The following is a 19497-nucleotide window of genomic DNA, read 5'->3' as shown; positions in this document are numbered from 1 at the left end:
GACTGCTGCGACCCAGGTCACAGCCGCTCGCCTCCTGCGCCGTCCCGGCCCGGACCCGGACCGGCTCCCGCGGAGGATCGCCGCTATCGGTGGAGCCAGGCCGGCATGGCGAATGCCGGGCCAGCGCCTGACGGGGCGAACCTGATCCGCCCGGGGGCCCGGGACGTCCCTTGCCCCCTCCATGCGCGGGTGCGCTCCGGTCACGGCCGACGCCGCCGGGCGCGGATCGCCAGGGCTGCCCGCGGGCGGCGCGAGGGCGCTTCCCAAACCCGCCGCCACGCGCAATCTAGCCGGCATGGACGACCCCTGCCGGCTCTACCTCATCACCCCGCCCGTGCTGCCCCCGGGCTTCGCGGACCAGCTCGCCGCGGCGCTCGATGCCGGCGATGTCGCCTGCCTGCAGCTCCGCCTCAAGGACGCACCGCGGGACGAGGTGAAGCGCGCGATTGAGCAACTCATGCCCATCGCCCAGGCGCGCGACGTTGCCTTCCTGCTGAACGACGACGCCATCCTCGCCGCCGAGATGGGCTGCGACGGGGCGCATCTCGGCCAGCAGGACGGCGATCATGCCGGGGCGCGCATGCTGCTCTCCGGCAGGATCCTCGGCATCACCTGCCATGACAGCCGGCACCTCGCCATGGTCGCGGGCGAGATGGGCGCCGACTACGTCGCCTTCGGCGCCTTCTTCCCGACCAGCACCAAGGAGGCGCAATACCGCGCCACCACCGACCTGCTCGAATGGTGGTCGGAGATCGCCGAGATCCCCTGCGTCGCCATTGGCGGCATCACCGCGGCGAATTGCGCGCCCCTGGTCCGGGCGGGAGCGGATTTCCTCGCCGTGGTCGGCGCGGTCTGGAACCATCCGGAGGGACCGGCGGCCGGGGTGCGGGCGATGAACGCGGCGATCGCGGCGGCGTCCCATGCGGCTTGAATTCGAGACCTGCGACGTCTTCACCGACACCCGCTTCGGCGGCAACCCGCTGGCGATCGTGCATGGCGCCGAGGGGCTGGACGGCACGGCCATGCAGCGCGTGGCGCGGGAGTTCAACCTCTCCGAGACCGTCTTCGTCCTGCCGCCGGAGGCGCCCGGCGCCGCCGCCCGGATCCGCATCTTTACCCCGGGCGCCGAGATCCCCTTCGCCGGCCATCCGAATGTCGGCACCGCCGTGATGCTGGCGCGGCGGCTGGGCGTCGTGGGTGAGGTGATCGCGCTCGACCAGGCGGCGGGGCGCGTCACGGCGCGGCTCTCACGCGACCCCGCCGGGCTGGTGACGGCGGCGGAGATCAAGGCGCCGCAGCCCTTCGCCACCACCGCGCCCCTTCCGCCCGCGGCGGTCGCTGCCTGCATCGGCCTGCCTGCCGGGGCGGTGGTGACCACCACCCATGCGTCGGTGATCGGCGGCTGCGGCAACAGCATGGCTTTCGCCGAGCTCTCGGACCTCGCCGCGCTCGCCGCCGCCACGCCCGACACCGCCGCCTTCCGCGCCCACCTGCCTGCCGCGGCGGCGGTCGGTCTGCACCTGCATGTCGCCCTGCCGGATGGCAGCCGGCGCGCCCGCATGTTCGGCCCGCTGGTCGGCGTGCCCGAGGACCCGGCTACCGGCAGCGCCAATCTCGGCCTGGCCGGGCTGCTGCTGCAGGCGCAGGGCGGGGACTCGCTCGCGCTGACCGTGGCGCAGGGCATCGAGATGGGCCGCCCCTCCCGCCTCGCGCTGCGGGCCTGGCGCGAGGCGGGAGGCGCCATCCGCGCCGCGGTCGGCGGCGGGGTGGTGGCGGTGTCGGAGGGGCGGGTCACCCTCGGCTGAGCCGGCCACCTCGCCGCCCCGTCAGTGGAGATGGCCGGCGGCCGGTGCCTCCCGCAATCCGGAGAGCGCCCGCGGCGGCCGTTCCGCGCCGAGCGCGCCATCGGCCAGGACCTCGCCCGCCGGCCGCAGCATGTTGGCGATGGCCGCGCGCGTGGCGCCGAAGCCCTCGCGGCCCTGCATCAGCTCGATCTCGCCGCGCTGGGCGTGGCGGATGGCGTGCGACATCAGCCGCAGCCGGATCGTGCCCGCCTCACGGATCGCCTGGTCGGCCATGGCGATCGCACCCTGGTGGTGGAAGGTCATGAGGGCGATGAAGCGCGCATCGAAGCTCCCGGCCGGCAGCTGCGCGAGTTCCGCGAGATCCTCGGGCCGCAGCATGCCGGGCATGGTCGCATGGTCCTCGGGCGTGGCCTGCGGCAGCGCGCCCTCGAACCAGCTCCGCCACCAGTTCGCGAAGATCTCGGTCTCGCCCTTCTGGTTGGCGACGATCAGCCGGGCGAGCGCGCGCAGATGCGGGTCCTCCGCGCGCTCCACCGCGATCAGGCCGAGCTCGATCCCCTGCGCATGATGCGCCGCCATGCGGCGCATATAGGCCTGGTCGAATTCGACGTTCCGTCCGGGATGCGGCGGCCATTCGCGGTCCTGCGTGCCCAGGAAGGCGAGCAGCCCGAGCCCCGCCGCGACCACCATCGCCCCGCCCGCCCAGCCCGCCGCGACGCGGCGATGCGGCGAGGGGCGCCGATTCGCCATCCAGTCCCGGAGATAGGGAAAGAGCGGGTAGAGCGCGGCGGCGCTGACATGCACCAGCGCGCCGATCCAGTAGGGCTGGCTCAGCGTGAAGATGGGCTGCGCGAAGGGCAGCACCGGCACCAGCAGCAGCCATTCGGTGCCCGAGGTGAAGAGCGCCCAGGGCACCGCGATCAGCGCGAGGGTCCGGGGCCTGAGCTGCGCGGTCCAGCGCTGCAGCAGGCCGAAGAAGATGACGGCCCAGGAGAAATCGGCCCATTGGTGGAAGAGGATGCCGGCCAGGATCACGCCCCAGTCGGGCTCTGCCTGGATCGCTCAGTCGCGCAGCGGGATCGCCGCGACCACCATCCAGTCGGCCAGGGCGTCGCGCCCGATGCGGGCCGCAGTGAACTGGCTGAGCAGGGTCGAATAGGTGCTGACGATGACGCCCATCAGCAGGGCCGCGCGCCATGTGGCGCGCCGGTCCGGCGCGGAGGCTCCCGGCATGTGCTTTGTCCTTGATCGGGCCTTGGCCTGGGGAAGGCCCCTGCCCCGCCGGGGTTCATTCGGCGGCCAGGGCGCTGGCGCGGGCGTGACCGCTCGCGGCGCCGGCTCGGGCCGCCCGGGGCCGGGACGCCGACCGTCCGCGCGCGGTCGCCGGGGCCGCCAGCCCCGCGGCCGGACCGCCGCCCCGCCCCGTGCCGCCTGGACAGGACGCTCCGCGGGCGGCAGCGTGCCGGCGCGGCAACGGCCAGGGAGCGGCAGGGACATGGACGAACTCGGCTTCCACCGGACCCTGTACCGCCCGGGCACGCTGCTGGATGTCGGCGCCCATGACGGCGCCTTCACCCTGCCCTTCGCCGCCCTGCCCGGCAGCCGGGTGCTCGCCTTCGAGCCGCTGCCGGCCGCCTTCGCGCGCCTCCGGGCCGCGGCCGGCGGCCTGCCCAATGTCACCCTGCGGCCGGAGGCGCTGGGCGATGCCGAGGGCGAGATCACCCTGACCCTGCCGGTGCTGGAGGGCGTGCCGCAGGAGCAATGGGCGAGCACCGCCAAGGGCTATGCCGGGCTCGATGCCCGCGTGACGGAGCAGCGCCACACCGTCCCGCTCCGTCGGCTGGACGGCCTCGGCCTTACGGAACTGACGGCCGTGAAGCTGGATGCCGAGGGGGCGGAGTACGAGGTGCTGCGCGGGGCGCGCGAGACCCTGCTGCGCTGCCGCCCCATCCTCTCGATCGAGATCGAGGAGCGGCACCGCCCCGGCTCCACCTGGGCGGTCCCGGCCTATCTGGACGCCCTCGGCTACGATGCCTTCTGGGAGTTCTGGGGCGACTGGCGGCCCATGGCCTCCTTCGACCGCGCGGCCATGCAGCGCGCCAGCCCGAACCCGGCGGTGTTCGAGGCCTCGGACCCCTATGTCTTCGTCTTCTACTTCCTGCCGCGGGAGCAGGCGCCGGCGATGCTGGCGGTGCTGCGGGCCGCGGAGGCCGCCGCGAGCGCCTGAACCCCGCCGCCGCCCCGCCGTTCTGCCCGCCACAGCCAGGAGGCGAGCATGGTCAACGCGGAACGGGCCGGGCGCGGCGAGATCCAGCACCACATGCCGGTCATCGGCAGCGACGGCCGCCATGTCGGCACGGTGGACGGCATTGATGGCGACTACATCAGGCTGACCCGCTCCGATGCCGATGCCGGCGGCCGCCACCGCTGGATCCCGCAGACGCTGCTGGCCGGGCTGGATGGCGGCCAGGTGCGCCTCTCCGTGCCCGCGGCCCAGGCCGAGGAGGCGGTGCTGGACGAGGACGAGGTGCAGCGCCGTGTCGCGCTCGACCCCAACGGCCCGGCGGAGTTCGGCGTGCCGGATGAGGGCGCGCCGCATGGCAGCCGCGCCCATGCGCATGGCGGGCCGAAGGGCCAGCGAGAGCAGGGCCAGTCCGGCTCGGTCACCGGCAACCGTTCGGACCAGCGGGGGCAGACCGCCGCCGGCGCCGATACCAACCGCCGGTGAGGACCGGCGGCATGGCGATACCGGCCCGGCAGCTCTCGCGCGAGCTGCGCACCGCCTCCACGCCGGACCTGCGCCGGCGGCGCTGGATCTTCGGCCTCTCCCTGATCGGGACGCTGGCGGCGCAGATCGTCGGCCTGTTTCAGATGGGGCTGCTGCGGCGGCTGCCGGACCCGCCGGTCGGGCCCTTCGACTCCAGCCGCGTGGATGCGTCCGACTACGGCCACAGCCGGCTGCAGATGCCGGATGCCGGGCTGATGCTGTTGACATACGGGGTCACGGCCGCGCTTGCCATGGCGGGCGCGGCGGACCGGGCGCGGCGCAATCCGGCCCTGCCGCTCGCCCTCGCCGCCAAGACGGCCTATGACAGCGCCACCTGCCTGAAGCTCGCGCAGGAGGAATGGGCGGAGAACCGGGCCTTCTGCGCCTATTGCCAGGCGGCGACCCTCGTCTCGCTGGCCAGCTTCGCGCTGTCGCTGCCCGAGGCGGGGCGGGCGCTGGGCAGCCTCACGGGACGAAGGGCAGCCAGAGCACGTCGCTGATCGACCGGGCACCGGCGGCCAGCATGGCCAGCCGGTCGAAGCCCAGCGCGATGCCGCTGCCCTCCGGCATCCCGTGCTCGAGCGCTGAGAGGAACTCCTCGTCCACCTCCCAGCCCTCCCCGCCGTAGCGGGCGCGGCGCTCGGCGGCATCCGCCGCGAAGCGGGCGCGCTGCTCGGCCGGGTCGGTGAGCTCGTCGAAGGCATTGGCCAGCTCGATCCCCGCGGCGAAGAGCTCGAAGCGCAGCGCGGCGCGCGGCTCGGCCGGGTCGCGGCGGGCGAGCGCCGCCTGCGGCGCCGGCCAGTGGGTGAGGAAGGTGGCGCGGTCGCGGCCGATGCGGGGCTCCACCCGTTCCAGCAGCAGGCGGAAGAACAGGTCCTCCCATCCCTCCCCCTCGCGCGGCGGGATGCCGATAGCGGCGGCGGCGGCGCGGAGCGCCCCGGCATCGCCCTGGCCCTCCGGCGTCACCGTCGCCAGCAGGTCGAGGCCGTCGCACCACCTGGAAAAAGCTTCCGCCATGGTGAGCCGCTCGAAGCGCCGCGTCAGGTCCGTGGTGACGCCGGCATGGCTGACGGCGGGCGGGCAGACCGCGCGCAGATACGCCTCCGTCTCCTCCATCAGCCCATCAAGGCCGAGGCCGGGGCGGTACCATTCCAGCATGGTGAATTCCGGGGCGTGGCGCGGGCTCGCCTCGCCGTTCCGCCAGACCCGCGCCAGCTCGAAGACCGGGCCGGCCCCGGCCACCAGCAGCCGCTTCAGGGCGAGTTCCGGCGAGGTCCGCAGCCAGAGCGTCCGCCGCGCCCCGACGCCGAGATGCGGGAGGTATTCGCTGCGGAAGGCGTGCAGATGCACCTCCATGCCGGGCACCGGGACCAGGCAGGGCGTCTCCACCTCCTGATAGCCGCGGCCCTGGAAGAAGGCGCGGGTCGCGGCGGTGAGTTCGGCGCGGCGGCGGAGGAAGGGCAGCCGGGCGGCGAGGCTCTCGGGGTGCCAGGTCGGGGTGGTCGTCATCGCGGGCCTCTCGTCGCATGGAATGCGGCGCGCCGCACGGCCCTTCCCCCGCGGGGCGCGGGAGGGTGGGGTGCGCCGACAGCGGGCCGCCCGGCGTTCCAGCCCCGCCCCCCTTGCCCTATATGCCGCGGACCATGCCCGACGGCACCCCGCCCCGCCCCGCCCGGACCCTCAGGACGCCCGAGGCCCTGCACGCCGCCGGCCTGCTGCCCGCCGGGGCGCTGGCGGGGGCGGCGGCGGTCGCGGAACGCTACAGCATCGCCGTCACGCCTGCCGTCGCCGCCCTGATCGACCCGGCCGATCCCGCCGACCCGATCGCCCGGCAGTACATCCCCGATGCGGCGGAACTGGTCACCGCGCCGCATGAGCTGGAAGACCCTACCGCGGACGCCCCCTTCACCCCGGTCAAGGGCGTGGTGCACCGCTACCCCGACCGTGCCCTGCTGAAACCCCTGCTCGCCTGCCCGGTCTATTGCCGCTTCTGCTTCCGGCGGGAGGCGGTGGGGCCGGATGGCGGGCTGCTGACCGAGGCGGAGCTGGAGGATGCCCTCGCCTGGTTCGCCCGCACGCCCGAGGTGCGGGAGGCGATCCTGACCGGCGGCGACCCGCTGATGCTCTCCCCCCGGCGGCTGGGGGAGATCCTCGGCCGGCTGGCCGCCCTGCCGCATATCGAGTTGCTGCGCATCCATTCCCGCGTGCCGGTCGCGGCGCCGGGCCTGGTGAGCGAAGCGCTGGCGGCGGCGCTGGAGGCCGGGAAGCCGCTCTATCTCTGCGTCCATGCCAACCATGCGCGGGAATTCACCCCGGCGGCCATCGGGGCGCTGGGGCGCCTCGTCCGCGCCGGCGTGGTGCTGCTGGGCCAGAGCGTTCTGCTGCGCGGCGTGAACGATTCCGCCGGGGCGCTGGAAGACCTGTTCCGCGCCATGCTGCGGGCCCGGGTGAAGCCCTATTACCTGCATCAGCTCGACCCCGCCCCGGGCACCGCCCGCTTCGCCGTGCCGGTCGAGGAGGGCCGCGCCCTGCTGCGCCGCTTGCGCGGCCGCGTCACCGGCCTCGCCTGGCCGACCTATGTGCAGGAACGGCCGGCGGGCGGCGGCAAGGTGCCGCTCGGTCCGGAATACCCGCCCGCCGGCTGAGGCCGGGTCCATGGCATGCCGGGGTATGTCATCCTCGGACGCCGGCGGCCCTCCGGGCCTTGGCGGCACCGCACAGGTGGCGGGCCGCATCCGCGGCCTCGGCCGGCTGACGCCGGCCGCATATCATCCTCAGGCGCCGGCGGCCCTCCGGGCCTTGGCTGCGCCGCACAGGCGGCGGGCCGCATCCGCGGCCTCGGCCGGCTGACGCCGGCCGCAGGTGAGGACTCAACGGGCCGGGACTGAGGCCGCCTCCGGACCCGGCCGGCGGGATCACGGAGGGCCCGGGGTCTTCCCCCCGGTCACGGTCCGCGGCCGGCCGGCGCGCCGCGCCGCCAGCAGGGGCAGCCCGGCGAGCAGCAGCAGCACCGCGGCGCCGACGGCCAGCCGCAGCAGGTCAGGCACCCCATGGTAGAAGGCGGCGAAGAGCCCCGCCGCCGCCAGCAGCAGCCGCGCGACGAGGCCCATCGGCCGCAGCAGGAAGCCTGCATAGGCCGCGCAGATCGCGGTCAGCGCCACCACCTGGATCGCGGTGGCCAGCAGGATGGCGCCGGGCGATCCGCGCATCATGATGCCGGGGTCGTAGAGGAAGGCGAAGCCCACGGTGAAGCCGGCGATGCCGAGCCGCGTCGCATGCAGGCTGGTGACCAGCGGGCTGGCCTTGCCGATCGCCGCCGCCGCGAAGGCCGCCGCCGCGACGGGCGGCGAGGCATCCGCCAGCACCGCGAAGTAGAAGATGAAGAGATGCGCCGGCAGCAGCAGCGCCTGCGGCGGGAGGCCGAGCGCCTGGCTGCCGAGGTCGAGGATCTGCGGCACGCCGATGGCGGCGGCGATGATGTAGCTCGGCGTGGTCGGCAGCCCCATGCCCAGCACCAGCACCGCGACGGCCAGCAGCACCAGCAGCAGCGGGAAGCTGCCCGCCGCGATGTCCTTGATGATGCCGCCGAGCGCCACGACCATGCCGGTCGCGGTGAGGGCCGAGACGACGATGCCCGCGCCGGCGATGGAGACGGCAAGCGGCGCCATGGTGCGCCCGGCCTGCGCCAGGCTCTCCAGCACCTCCCGCCAGCCCATGCGGGTGCGCCGCCGCAGCACGGCGATGCCGACCATGGCGAGGGTCGCGCAGAAGGCCGCGAAATTGCCGGACCAGCGATCCGCCATCAGCCAGACCAGCACGGCGATCGGGATGACCAGATGCGCGTCCTGCGCCACCTCCCGCCAGGGCGGGATGTCGGCGGCCGGCATGGGCGCCATGCCCTCCTTCTTCGCCTCCACATGCACCGCGACCAGGATGGCGAAGTAGTAGAGGACAGCGCCGATCGCCGCGGCGACGAGGATCTCCGCATAGGCGATGTTGGTGATCTCCGCCATCACGAAGGCCGCCGCCCCCATCACCGGCGGCATCAGCGCGCCGCCGACCGAGGCGGCGGTCTCGATGCCGCCCGCGACCGCCGGGCGGTAGCCGATGCGCTTCATCAGCGGGATGGTGATGGCGCCGGTGGTGATGACGTTGGAGACGGAGGAGCCGCTCATCGAGCCGAAGAGGCCGGAGGTGATGACCGCGACCTTGGCCGGCCCGCCGGTGTAGCGGCCGGCGATGGCGGCGCCGAGATTGCCGAACAGCCGCCCCGTGCCGCTGCCCTGCATGAAGGCGCCGAAGATGATGAAGACGGCGATGGTGGTGGCGACGATGCCGGTCAGCGGGCCATAGACGCCGCCCGCGGTCGGCACCAGCCAGGAGGCCTCCAGGATCTCCTCCGGCGTGAAGGCGCGCGAGTTCAGCACGCCCGGCAGCAGATGGCCCCACTGCATGTAGGCGAGGCTGGCGATGACCATCCAGGCCAGGCCGACCTCGACCGCGCGGCGCGTCGCCTCCAGCAATGTCGCGATCGCCAGGATGGAGAGCACCACCATGCCGGGGGTGAAGGGATCCACATATTCCATGCGGTCGGAGACGACATCCCAGTTCGCCATCACCCAGGCATGCGGCGCGGCGGCGGCGGCGGCCCAGAGCCAGTCGAACAGGCTGGGGCGATGCCGCGGGGAGGCCCTGCGCGCGGGATAGAGCAGGAAGAGCGGCGGGACGAAGACCAGCAGGTGGAAGCCCCGCATGGTGATCGGTTCGGGGAAGCCGAAGCCCCCGAAATAGAGATGGATGGCAGCGGCGGCGGCCATCCAGAGCGTCAGGGCGAGTTTCAGGGGCACGGCCAGGTCGCGCATCGGATGTCCTGCAGTCGGTCGGTCGCGGGGCCGCGTGTGGGTCTTGCGCCGCCGGGAGGGCGGCTGGTCTTGCGCCGCGCAGGCGATGGCTGGGTCCTGCGCCGCAAAATGGCGACGGGCGCGGGGGCGGCAGGCGCCGCCCCCGCCGCCTCAGGCCGGCATCACGCCGGCTTCCCGGAAGGCCTTCGCCGCGCCCGGATGCAGCGGCACGCCCTGATACTTCCAGGAGGTCGCGGGATCCCAGGCGCCCATGCTGGCATGGATGGTGACCAGCCGCTGGCCCTTGTTGCGGATCAGCGTGCGGGTGACCTTGGTGGCCACCTCCTCCGGCAGGCTCTCATGCACCAGGATGACGCTGTCCATGGTGGTGACCGGCACCTCCCCGCCCTGCAGCCCGGGATAGGTGCCGGCGGGGATGACGCCCTCGGCATAGGCGTACTGGTCGATCAGGTGCCGTCGCAGGTCCGCCGGGAATTCGACCAGCCGGCTGGCGCGGCGGCCCTGGGCGATCTCGGTCAGCACCGCCGCCGGCTTGGCCAGCGCGGCGTAGAGATAGTCCACCTGCCCATCGGCATAGGCGGCGCTGATATCGGCATAGCTGCCGTTCAGGTAGCGGCCGCCCTCGGCACGGATCTTCTCCGGGCTGGTGCCGTAGAAGCGCAGGATCCGCTGCAGCGTCATCTCGTCGGTCGAGGAGCGCTGCGGACAGCCGATCCTCAGCCCCTTCTGCGTCAGGATGGCCTTCATGTCCTCCGGCCCGCCATCGGCGCGGCGGAGGAAATTGTGCTCGGTCGGGGAATAGCCGGTGCCGAGGCAGCGCAGCGCCTCGTGCTTCTCGGAATAGGGTTCCTCGCCGCGGCGGGCGGCGGCGGCGAAGGTGTCGATGCCCCAGCCCATGGGCGACTGGTTGCGGTTGACGCGGGTGGAATTGGCCAGGCCGCCGCCGGGGACGACGCGGATCTGGATCTCCGGGTTCTCGTCCTTGATCAGGGCGGAAAGGCCGGCCGCCATGGTGTACCAGCCGCCGCCGAGCGAGCCCGCCACCCATTCGATGCTCTGCTGCGCCCGCGCCGTGCGGAGGAAGGGCAGGGCAAGCGGCGCGGCCAGGGCGCTGCCGGCGAGGAGGCGGCGGGTGAGCATGGGCGAGGTCTCCCGGGGGTGAATCGCGGGGGATGATGGCCGTGGCCGGGCGCGGCGGCAACCGCAGCGCAGCATGCCGCCGTCCCGCCCCGCGCGGCTCAGCGGAAGGCGCGCATGATTCGGCCCCAATCCTCGATTGCCTGCTCCTGCCCCGGGACGATCTGCACGGTGAACTCGGTGTAGCCGGCATCGCGCAGATCGCCGATCCGGCGCTTCAGCTCGGCCTCGGTCGCGGTGAAGCTGCTGATGCGGATCAGCTCCCCGGTGACGAAGGGCCGCTCCTCCTCCTTCACGAACATCAGGTGGCCGCGGTGGTTCTCCAGCCAGGGCGCGTCCTGCGGCGCGAAGCTCTTCGCCAGCTCCACATAGCCCGCCACCGCCGCCCGGCAGCTCTCCGGCACCGGGGAGATGTTGGGCAGGCCCGACAGCGCCTCATCCGCCGCGCGGTGCAGCAGCACCGCGGCGCGCGGCCCGGCCTGCGCGATGGCGCGCGGGCTGTCATGCGGCTCCCCCTCCTCCAGCACGCAGCCAAGGACGAAGGCGGTCGCCTCCGGCGCCCCCGGCTGGCCGGCCGCCTGCCAGGCCTGCCGCATCTCCCCCAGCATCGCGACCGCCGCCGGCACGTCGGAGAAGAAGTTGATCCAGCCGGCGCCGAGCCGGGCCGTCAGCGCCCGCGCCCGTGGCCCGGCGGCGGCCAGGTGCAGACGCATCGGCGTGCGGATGTCGATCAGCCCCAGCTCCGGGTTCAGCAGCCGGATCTTTCGGAGTTGCCCCTCGATGCGTGTCTCGACGGTCTCCCCCGCCAGGAGCCCGAGCATGACGCGGATGTATTCCTCGAACTCGCCAAGCCTCATGGCGCCGAGACCCATGGCCCGCCGCCCCGTGAAGCCGGTGCCGAGGCCCATATCCACCCGGCCCGGCGCCAGCTTGTTCAGCGTGGCGAAGGCATTGGCGGTGACGGCCGCGATGCGGTTGGAGGGGATGAGCACCCCGGTGCCGAGCCGGATGCGGCTGGTCTTCATCGCCGCGGCGCCCATGGCGACGAAGCAGTCCGCGCTCAGCATCTGGGTGTCGTAGAACCAGGCGGAGCGGAAGCCGAGCGCCTCGGCCCGCTCGGCCAGCCGCCAGCTCTCGGCATCGGTCGGCATGGCGATCCCGAATTCCATGGCGCGTCCTCCCTTCCCTTTCCCCAAGCCAAGCGCGCCCGGCGGCCGGGGGCAAGCTGGCGCCGGCGGCGCCAGCCGCTATGGTGCCGCTCGTGCTCGGCTTCCTTTCCCTCTGCCTGCCGATCTTCGCCGTGGTCGGCCTGGGCTGGGCCGCCGTGCGGCGCGGCATGATCGCCCCCGCGGTTACCGATGCGGTGGGCATCTTCGCCTTCCACTTCGCCCTGCCGGCCATGCTGCTGCGGCTGATGGCGGCCCAGCCCCTGGCCCAGAGCTTCGAGCCACGCTTCTTCGCCGGCTACCTCGCCGCCTGCCTGGTGGTCTTCTTCGTCCTCATGGCCGGCGCCATGCTGCTGGCCCGGCGCCGGCGCGGCCAGGGCGCGGCGATCGGCGCCGCCGCGGCCATGGGCAATGTCGGCTATCTCGGCCCGCCCCTGCTGCTGCCCCTGATCGGGGAGCGCGGCGCCGGCCCGGTCGCCATGGCGATCATGAGCGAGGTGGCGATCGTCATCGCCCTCGGCAGCGTGCTGATGGCCCCGATGGGCGAGCGCGGGGTGCTGGTGCGCGTGCTGCGCTCCCTGATGTTCAACCCGGTGCTGCTCTCGATCGGCGGCGGGGCGGTGCTGGGGGCGCTGGGGGTGGCGATCCCCGGGCCGCTGGACCGCTTCCTCGGCTTCCTCGGCGCCGCGGCGGGGCCGACCGCGCTCTTCGCCCTCGGCGGCACGCTCGGCCGGCTGAGCCTCGACCGGCGGCTGGCGCTGGCGGCCAGCGCGGCGACGTTCGGCAAGCTGGTCGCCTACCCGCTGCTCGCCTGGCTCTTCCTCGGCCCGCTGCTGGGGCTGGAGGCCTTCTGGGTGCAGGCCGGCGTCCTGCTGGCGGCGATGCCGACCGCGACCAATGCCTTCGTCCTCGCCCAGCGCTTCCATACCGGGGCGGATGAGGTCTCGGCCGTGGTGCTGCTCTCGACCGTGATCGCCGCGGTGGCCTTCCCGGCGACGGCCTGGCTGCTGACGGGGCCGGCGCCCGGGCCGTAACATTCGGTCTCTCGACCGTCACTTGCGCCCCAGCCCTCGCGATCTGTAGGGCGGTCTGGCATGAGACGCGGCATCACGACCTTGGCGGCCCTGCTGGCCCTGATCCCGCTCCTCGGGGCCTGTTCGGCCGCCGGGCCCGGGCCGGCCGGGACGACCGCAGGCCCGGAGGACATGCTGCCGCCCTTCGGGCGGACCGCCCCCCGGGCGCGGGAGCCGTCCTCCGAGCGACCGCCCTGGCTGCCGACCCTGCCGCCCAACCTGCCGCGCTACCGGGTGCCGGATGACGGGCACCGCGACAACCTGGCCTGAAGCGCGCCGGCTTGCGGCGTGGCGGCGCCGGCCTCACCTCCGCCGCATGCGCCGCCACCTGCTGCTGCTGCCGCTGGCGCTGCTGGCCGCATCCGGCGCCGCCGCGCAGGCGCCCTTCCGGCTGCCGGAGGGCGAGCGGATGCGCCTGGCCACGCAGGGCCTCGGCTGGACCGTGCTGCGCGACCTGGCGGCGCCGCGCGGCGCGGCGGAGACCGGGATGCTGCTGATCCGCGCCCAGCGCCCGGTGCCGCCCGCGGCACGGCGGGGCCATCTGGCCCGCACGCTGCGCCACCTGCGCCCCTTCCACTTTGATGCCCTGCCCGCCGCGACGCGCACGGAGATGGCCGGCCTGCCGGCCGACCGGCTGGAGGCGCGCGGCATCGGCCAGCCGAGCGGCGTGCCGGTGGTGGTGCGGGCGACCTGCCTCTATGGCCCGGCGCGGAGCTGGCTGCTGATCGCCTCCGCCCCGGTTGCGGACTGGCCGGGGCTGGAGCCGGAGCTCACGCGCCTGCTGGACGGCTTCCGGCCGGGGTGAGGCGGCGCGCCCCTCAGCACGCCTCCGCCGGGAAGAGATGGCCCGGCGCCACGAACTCCTCCTGCGCCGCGACCGTCAGCAGCTCGCGCGAGCCCGCCTCTGCCGTCCGCCGCAGCAGGCCATGGATCGAGGCGGCCGCCCGTTCCAGCGCGACGCGCGCGCTGCCCGTGCTGAGCCGGTGGTAGAGGAACAGGGCCGCGATCGCATCGCCCGCGCCATTGACGGCAAGCGGCAGCAGCGGCGTGCGCACCCGCCAGACCTCCCCACCCTCCGCCACCAGCAGGTCGAGCGCATCCGCCGGCGTCTCCGCCACGCGCAGGGAGGTCACCAGCACGCAGCGCGGCCCGCCCGCCTGCAGCGCGGCGACCGCCGCCCTGGCCCCGGCGAGGGTCGCGACCTCCCGCCCGGTCAGCCATTCCAGTTCGAACTGGTTGGGGGTCGCGATATCGGCCAGGGCCAGCGCCTGGTCGCGGAAGAATTCCGGGATGCCCGGCCGGACGAAGACGCCGCGCCCGACATCGCCGATCACCGGGTCGCAGCACCAGAGCGCGGCGGGATTGGCCGCCTTCACCCGCGCGACGGCATCGAGGATCGCCTCCCCCGTCGCGGCATCCCCGACATAGCCGGTCAGCACCGCGTCGCAGCGCGGCAGCACGCCGCGCTCCGCGATGCCCTGCACGCAGTCGCCGATCAGCGCCGCGGGCAGGACCTGGCCGCGCCAGGCGCCATAGCCGGTGTGGTTGGAGAATTGCACGGTGTGGATCGCCCAGACCTCGGCGCCGAGCCGCTGCAGCGGGAAGACCGCGCTGGCATTGCCGACATGGCCATAGGCGACCCAGGACTGGATCGAGAGGATGTTCACGGCACCGGACGCTAGAGCAAACCGCGCCGGCGCGGAACCATGCCGACACGGGTTTTCGCGCCTGCCGGTACGAACCGGCGGGGCCGGGCGCGCGCAATGGTGCGGGGCGCGGTGGCCGGGGCGGCCACCCGCCCCCTTCACACCCCGGCGACGCACCGGCATGCTGTCCGGCAATCCGGCCCCGACACGGAAGAGGAAACGCCGCCATGCCCCACGCCGTCAGCCGCCGCGCCGCCCTGCTCGGCGCCGCCGCCACCTCCGGCAGCCTGCTCTTCGCCGGCGGCAATGCCGGGGCGCAGCAGAAGCCGAGCGAGCTGCGCGTCGGCATCACCACCTTCCTCTCCGGCCCCGCCTCGGTCTTCGGCGTCCCGGCCCGCCAGGCCGCCGATCTGCTGTTCGAGGAGATCAACCGCGCGGGCGGCATCGGCGGCATCCCGGTCCGCCCCTTCTATGTGGATGAGGGACCGGGGACCGACCACCTCGTCGGCGAGTACCGCCGCCTCGTGCAGAACGAGGGCGTGCACATCATCTTCGCCTCCATCTCCTCCGGCTCCTGCCTCGCCTGCACGCCGCTCTCGGACGAGATGCGCAAGACCACCCTGCTCTGGGACTGCGGCACCCAGCGCATCTTCGAGGAAGGCAAGCACCCCTACGCCTTCCGCACCCAGGGCTACGGCACGCCGGAAATCCTCGCGCCGCTGCTCTACCTGCTGAAGACCAAGCCGGACTTCCGGACGCTGGCCGTCATCAACCAGGACTATGCCTGGGGCCGCGATTCCTGGGAGCTGTGGAAGGCCGGCATGGACGCGCTGAAGCCCGGCGTCCGGGTGGTGGCGGAGCTCTTCCCGCGCTTCAACTCCACCGACTTCTCCACCGAGATCACCCGCATGCTGGCGCTGCGGCCCGATGTCATCCTCTCGACATCCTGGGGCGGGGAGCTGGTGACGCTGATCCGCCAGGCCTCCGAGCGGCGGCTGCTGGACCGCTCGACCTTCGTCCTGCCGGTGGCCGAGGCCTCGTTGCAGCAGCTCGGCCGCGCCATGCCGCAGGGCCATGTCATCGGCGCCCGCGGCGACCACTGGAACAACCACCCGAAGCCGAAGGACCCGGCGCGCTTCCAGCGCTTCGTGGACAGCTACCGGCAGCGCCACAACGAATACCCGATCTATCCCTGCCACCACATGGCCCAGGCCATCGCCGCCATGCAGGCCGGCTTCGCCCGCGCGATCGAGGCCAAGGGCGGCGGCTGGCCGAACGACCAGGAGCTGGCGAACGCCTTCCGCGGCCTGACCTTCGACAGCCCGACCTCCACCATCACCCTGCGCGAGGACGGCCAGGGGCTGGAGGACCAGATCGTCGGCCTCAGCAGCTTCACCGACCGCTTCCCCTTCGCGGTGCCGAAGGACATGGTGATCTTCCCGGCCGCCATGGTCTCGACGCCGGTCGGGCAGAAGAGCGTGGACTGGCTGAAGACGCTGAAGCCCGACATGCTGGCGCAGGTGCCGGCGCCGATCGCGGGCTGAGGCAAGAGATGCGGGGGAAGGCGCTTCCCCCGCACCCCCTTCGTTTTCTGTGAGTTTTGCCGCATGGGCCAATGGTTCGCTGAGAATGGGCTGCTGATCGGGCTGGCCCTGCTGGATGGGCTTGCCTATGCCGCGCTGGTCTTCATGGTCGCCGTCGGCCTGAACATGGTGTTCGGCGTGCTGCGCATCGTGAACGTGGCGCATGGCAGCCTCTTCGCCATCGGCGCCTATGCGGCGGCCTCGATCGGCCTCTTCCTCGCCTCGCTCGGCCTGCCGCCCATTGCCGGCTTCGCCGCGCTGCTGCTGGCCGCGGCGCTGGTCGGCGGCATCCTCGGCCCGCTGATCGAGCGGCTGGTGCTGCGCCGGATCTACGGGCAGGAGGAGGTGCTGCAATTGCTGGTCACCTTCGCCCTCTTCATGATCCTCGAGGATGTGCAGAAGCTGATCTGGGGCGTGCAGCCCATCTTCCAGGACGCGCCGATGAAGGCGCTCGGCACGGTGGACGTGCCCTTCGGCGAGGATGTCATCCCCTTCACCGCCTACCAGCTCTTCGTCCTGCCGGGCGTCGCGCTGGCGACGCTCGCCGGCCTCGCCTGGTTCCTGCGGCGGACCCTGACGGGCCGGGTGATCGTCGCCGTTACCACGGACAAGGAGGCGGCGATGGCCATGGGCATCGACGCCGCCAAGGTGACGCTGCTGACCTTCACCTTCGGCGCGGCGCTGGCCGCGCTCGGCGGGGCGCTGGCCTCCCCCACCACCTCGCTGGTGCCGGGGATCGGGGCGCAGACCATCGTGCTCTCCTTCGCCGTGGTGGCGACGGCCGGGCTCGGCCAGATCGAGGGCGCAGCGATCTCCGCCCTCATGATCGGCCTCGGCCGCTCCATCGCGGTCTACCTGGCCCCGGAATTCGAGGTGGTGGTGCCCTATCTCATCATGGTGGCGGTCCTGCTGATCCGGCCGCAGGGGCTGTTCGGCCGGCTGGAGACGCGGCGGGTATGAGCGCCTCCGACCGCGACGCGCCGGGCGTGGCCGCGCCACGCCCCTCCATGCGCCTGCCGGAGGCCGGCCTGGCGCTCGCCGGCGCCGCCGCCCTGGTCCTCGCCGCCTGGGCGGTGCCCTGGCTGAAATTCGTCCTCACCATCGCCCTCGCCAAGGGCGTCGCCGTGCTCGGCATCCTGCTGCTGCTGCGCGCCGGGCAGGTCAGCTTCGGCCACAGCATGTTCCTCGCCGTCGGGGCCTATACCGTCGCCTTCCTGGCGCCCGCCGTGCCGGAGGCGCTGCTGCTGCTGCCGCTCGGCGCGCTGCTCGGCGGCCTGCTCGGCCTCGTCATCGGCCTCTTCATCGTGCGCTACCGCGACATCTTCTTCAGCATGCTGAACCTGGCGCTCAGCATGGTGCTCTATTCGCTGCTGGAGAAGCTCTACGACCTCACCAAGGGCACGGACGGCATCCGCGTCTCGGCCCTCACCTTCGCCGGCGCGGTGCCGGACCGCGAGACCCAGGAATGGGTCATGTTCGGCCTCGCGCTGGCGCTCGCCCTCGGCTTCGGGCTGCTGGTGCGCGCCTATCTCGCCTCCCCCATGGGCCGGGCGCTGGCGGGCATCAAGACGCGGGAGACGCGGCTGGAATTCATGGGCGTCTCGGCCCGGCGCGTGCTGCTCTTCGCCTATGTCTTCTCGGCCGTCATGGGCGGCGCGGCCGGCACGCTGGTGGCGATGACGACTCGGCACGTGACGCCGCAGCTCGCCTACTGGACCTCCTCGGGCGAGCTGGTCTTCATCGCCATCCTCGGCGGTGCCGGCAGCGCGCTCGGGCCCTTCCTCGGCGCGACGGCCTTCGAGCTGGTGCGGGTCTATGCCGCGGCCGCGGTGGCCGATGCCTGGCAGATGATCCTTGGCGGCGTCCTGCTGCTCGTCATCCTCTTCGCGCCCGGGGGGCTCTGGGGCATGCTGACCAGCCGGCTGCGGGGGCGGGCATGAGCGCGTCCGATCATCGCAGGGCCGAAGCGGCCGGAGATCCGGATCGGCCGCGCGAGGCGACACGCGCGCCGCTCCTCTCCGCCCGCGGCTTGCGCCTGGCCTTCGGCGGCGTGAAGGCGGCGGACGGCATCGACCTCGATGTCATGCCGGGCGAGTTCCTCGCCATCATCGGCCCGAACGGCGCCGGCAAAACCACCTTCATCAACATGACGACGGGCTATCTGCGGCCGCAGGCCGGCAGCATCGACTATGACGGCCAGCCCATCCTCGGCCTCTCGCCGCGGGCCATCGTCAAGCGCGGCATCGGCCGCAGCTTCCAGCTGCCGCAGCTCTTCTCCGAGCATACGGTGCTGGAGAATGCGGCGCTCGCCATCGCTGCCCATGCCGGCCTCTGGTCGCCGCTGACCCCGTTGCTGCGCCCGCGCTACCGGGAGGAGGCGATGGCGCTGCTCGACCGCTTCGGCCTTGCCCCCCTGGCCGAGGCGCGCGCCGATGCGCTGAACGAGGGCGCCCGCAAGCTGGCCGACATCGCCATGGCGGCCGCCCTGCAGCCGCGGCTGCTGCTGATGGACGAGCCGACCAGCGGCGTCGCCGCCACCGAGAAGATGGGCATCGTCGAGACGCTGGTGCGCGTGCTGCGCGACACCGGCGTCACGGCCGTCTTCGTCGAGCACGACATGGAGGTGGTGGAGCGCTTCGCCGACCGGGTGGCGGTCTGGAGCCAGGGCCGCATCGCCGCCCTCGGCCCGCCGGAGCAGGTGCTGAACGACCCGGCCGTGCTGCGCGACGTCATCGGCATAGAGCCCGCCCACCATGCTTGAGCTGCACAATGCCTCGGTCGACATCGCCGGCGTGCCGGTGCTGCGCGACGTGCACCTGGTGGTGCCGCCCGGCGGGCGCGTGGCGCTGATCGGCCGCAACGGCGCCGGCAAGACCACCACGCTGCGCACCCTGATGGGCCTGCTGCCGATCCGCGCCGGCCGCGTGCTGATCGACGGGCAGGAGGTGACCGGCCTGCCCGCGCATCGCCGCGCCGCCCTCGGCATCGGCTATGCGCCGGAAGAGCGGCGGCTCTTCGGCAGCTTCTCGGTGCGGGAGAACATGCTGCTGCCGGCCGAGGTGCTGCGCCTGCCTTCGGCCGAGACGGCGCGGCGGCTGGACGGCGTCTTCACCCTGCTGCCGGAGCTGAAGGACCTCGCGCCGCGGCGCGCCGCCGGCCTCTCGGGCGGCCAGGGCAAGATGGTGGCGCTTGGCCGGGCGCTGATGGTCGGGACGCGGGCGGTGCTGCTGGACGAGCCCTTCCAGGGCCTCGCCCCGGCCCTGGCGCTGCGCTATGCCGAGGCGCTGAAGCGCCTGCACCAGGCGCTGCCCGACGTCGCCATCCTGATCACGGAGAGCAATCCGGAACTGCTCCGGCCCTTGGTGGAGCGCACCTTCGTGATCGAGCGCGGAGAGATCGCCCCGGCCTGAGGCCCGCACCCGGTGCCGCGCCGGTGCGCCAGGGCACGGAGGCCGGGC

The 19497-nt window shown here is 73.4% G+C and carries 21 protein-coding genes; 14 read left to right on the top strand and 7 right to left on the bottom strand.

The genetic code is table 11. From position 1 onward, the window contains the following. Positions 1 to 295: 295 nt before the first annotated feature. Entirely contained in the window at positions 296 to 931 is a 636-nt protein-coding gene (thiE, locus tag LHA35_RS07390) for a thiamine phosphate synthase (protein WP_226606433.1), read from the top strand. Next, entirely contained in the window at positions 921 to 1805 is an 885-nt protein-coding gene (locus tag LHA35_RS07385; protein WP_226606431.1) for a PhzF family phenazine biosynthesis protein, read from the top strand. Before thiE ends, LHA35_RS07385 begins: the two co-directional genes overlap by 11 nt. A gap of 21 nt (positions 1806 to 1826) precedes the next feature. Here the strand turns inward: LHA35_RS07385 and LHA35_RS07380 are convergent, their stop codons facing one another. Both LHA35_RS07380 and LHA35_RS07375 read right to left on the bottom strand, forming a co-directional pair. Further along, on the bottom strand, positions 1827 to 2840 hold the full coding sequence (locus LHA35_RS07380) for a DUF305 domain-containing protein (RefSeq protein WP_226606429.1): 1014 nt from the start codon (positions 2838 to 2840) through the stop codon (positions 1827 to 1829). Between the two features lie 27 nt (positions 2841 to 2867). Beyond that, a complete protein-coding gene (locus LHA35_RS07375) occupies positions 2868 to 3038 on the bottom strand; it encodes a hypothetical protein (RefSeq protein WP_226606427.1) in 171 nt (56 codons plus the stop codon). 262 nt (positions 3039 to 3300) lie between these two features. Here LHA35_RS07375 and LHA35_RS07370 point away from each other — a divergent pair, with 262 nt between their 5' ends. Genes LHA35_RS07370 through LHA35_RS07360 form a run of 3 tightly spaced genes read left to right on the top strand, consistent with a single transcriptional unit; the run spans position 3301 to position 5072 of the window. Next, on the top strand, positions 3301 to 4032 hold the full coding sequence (locus LHA35_RS07370; protein ID WP_226606425.1) for an FkbM family methyltransferase: 732 nt from the start codon (positions 3301 to 3303) through the stop codon (positions 4030 to 4032). Between the two features lie 48 nt (positions 4033 to 4080). Then, positions 4081 to 4533, top strand: a complete 453-nt coding sequence (locus LHA35_RS07365; RefSeq protein WP_226606423.1) for a DUF2171 domain-containing protein — start codon at positions 4081 to 4083, stop codon at positions 4531 to 4533. 11 nt (positions 4534 to 4544) lie between these two features. Next, entirely contained in the window at positions 4545 to 5072 is a 528-nt protein-coding gene (locus LHA35_RS07360) for a vitamin K epoxide reductase family protein (RefSeq protein WP_226606421.1), read from the top strand. On the opposite strand, the gene epmA is transcribed toward LHA35_RS07360, so the two are convergent. Next, positions 5038 to 6081 carry an EF-P lysine aminoacylase EpmA gene (gene epmA, locus LHA35_RS07355; protein WP_226606418.1) on the bottom strand — a complete coding sequence of 348 codons (1044 nt, stop codon included), beginning with the start codon at positions 6079 to 6081 and terminating at the stop codon, positions 5038 to 5040. The genes LHA35_RS07360 and epmA overlap by 35 nt on opposite strands. A 134-nt stretch (positions 6082 to 6215) precedes the next feature. On the opposite strand from epmA, the gene LHA35_RS07350 reads away from it, so the two are divergent. Next, positions 6216 to 7217, top strand: coding sequence for a lysine-2,3-aminomutase-like protein (locus LHA35_RS07350; protein ID WP_226606415.1), 1002 nt, complete (start codon positions 6216 to 6218; stop codon positions 7215 to 7217). 270 nt (positions 7218 to 7487) lie between these two features. On the opposite strand, the gene LHA35_RS07345 is transcribed toward LHA35_RS07350, so the two are convergent. The 3 genes from LHA35_RS07345 to LHA35_RS07335 form a co-directional block, all read right to left on the bottom strand. Next, positions 7488 to 9434 (bottom strand): TRAP transporter permease, encoded by a 1947-nt coding sequence (locus LHA35_RS07345; RefSeq protein WP_226606412.1) that lies wholly within the window; start codon positions 9432 to 9434, stop codon positions 7488 to 7490. Positions 9435 to 9584: 150 nt separating this feature from the next. Continuing rightward, on the bottom strand, positions 9585 to 10574 hold the full coding sequence (locus LHA35_RS07340; protein WP_226606409.1) for a TAXI family TRAP transporter solute-binding subunit: 990 nt from the start codon (positions 10572 to 10574) through the stop codon (positions 9585 to 9587). A gap of 98 nt (positions 10575 to 10672) precedes the next feature. Then, positions 10673 to 11740 (bottom strand): LLM class flavin-dependent oxidoreductase, encoded by a 1068-nt coding sequence (locus LHA35_RS07335; protein ID WP_226606406.1) that lies wholly within the window; start codon positions 11738 to 11740, stop codon positions 10673 to 10675. Positions 11741 to 11820: 80 nt separating this feature from the next. On the opposite strand from LHA35_RS07335, the gene LHA35_RS07330 reads away from it, so the two are divergent. The 3 genes from LHA35_RS07330 to LHA35_RS07320 are packed head-to-tail and all read left to right on the top strand — an operon-like array spanning position 11821 to position 13615. Beyond that, a complete protein-coding gene (locus LHA35_RS07330) occupies positions 11821 to 12771 on the top strand; it encodes an AEC family transporter (RefSeq protein WP_226606403.1) in 951 nt (316 codons plus the stop codon). A gap of 60 nt (positions 12772 to 12831) precedes the next feature. After that, positions 12832 to 13080, top strand: a complete 249-nt coding sequence (locus tag LHA35_RS07325) for a hypothetical protein (protein WP_226606399.1) — start codon at positions 12832 to 12834, stop codon at positions 13078 to 13080. Between the two features lie 46 nt (positions 13081 to 13126). Further along, on the top strand, positions 13127 to 13615 hold the full coding sequence (locus tag LHA35_RS07320) for a hypothetical protein (RefSeq protein WP_226606396.1): 489 nt from the start codon (positions 13127 to 13129) through the stop codon (positions 13613 to 13615). Between the two features lie 13 nt (positions 13616 to 13628). Here the strand turns inward: LHA35_RS07320 and pdxY are convergent, their stop codons facing one another. Further along, entirely contained in the window at positions 13629 to 14477 is an 849-nt protein-coding gene (gene pdxY, locus LHA35_RS07315) for a pyridoxal kinase PdxY (protein WP_226606393.1), read from the bottom strand. A 206-nt stretch (positions 14478 to 14683) separates the two neighbouring features. Here pdxY and LHA35_RS07310 point away from each other — a divergent pair, with 206 nt between their 5' ends. The 5 genes from LHA35_RS07310 to LHA35_RS07290 all read left to right on the top strand — a co-directional run bounded on the left by LHA35_RS07310 (position 14684) and on the right by LHA35_RS07290 (position 19449). Further along, positions 14684 to 16000: an ABC transporter substrate-binding protein gene (locus LHA35_RS07310; RefSeq protein ID WP_226606390.1), complete on the top strand. Its 1317-nt coding sequence runs from the start codon at positions 14684 to 14686 to the stop codon at positions 15998 to 16000. 63 nt (positions 16001 to 16063) lie between these two features. Next, positions 16064 to 16999 (top strand): branched-chain amino acid ABC transporter permease, encoded by a 936-nt coding sequence (locus LHA35_RS07305; RefSeq protein WP_226606389.1) that lies wholly within the window; start codon positions 16064 to 16066, stop codon positions 16997 to 16999. Further along, positions 16996 to 17979: a branched-chain amino acid ABC transporter permease gene (locus LHA35_RS07300; protein WP_226606387.1), complete on the top strand. Its 984-nt coding sequence runs from the start codon at positions 16996 to 16998 to the stop codon at positions 17977 to 17979. Before LHA35_RS07305 ends, LHA35_RS07300 begins: the two co-directional genes overlap by 4 nt. Beyond that, entirely contained in the window at positions 17976 to 18800 is an 825-nt protein-coding gene (locus tag LHA35_RS07295) for an ABC transporter ATP-binding protein (protein WP_226606385.1), read from the top strand. Before LHA35_RS07300 ends, LHA35_RS07295 begins: the two co-directional genes overlap by 4 nt. Then, positions 18793 to 19449, top strand: a complete 657-nt coding sequence (locus tag LHA35_RS07290) for an ABC transporter ATP-binding protein (RefSeq protein WP_226606383.1) — start codon at positions 18793 to 18795, stop codon at positions 19447 to 19449. Before LHA35_RS07295 ends, LHA35_RS07290 begins: the two co-directional genes overlap by 8 nt. The last annotated feature ends 48 nt before the right edge of the window (positions 19450 to 19497 follow it).

Origin of the sequence: Roseicella aerolata (assembly GCF_020523605.1) — a bacterium.
In the GTDB taxonomy this organism is placed as follows: Bacteria; Pseudomonadota; Alphaproteobacteria; order Acetobacterales; family Acetobacteraceae; genus Paracraurococcus; species Paracraurococcus aerolatus.
This window is presented reverse-complemented; position numbering and strand designations above follow the sequence as displayed.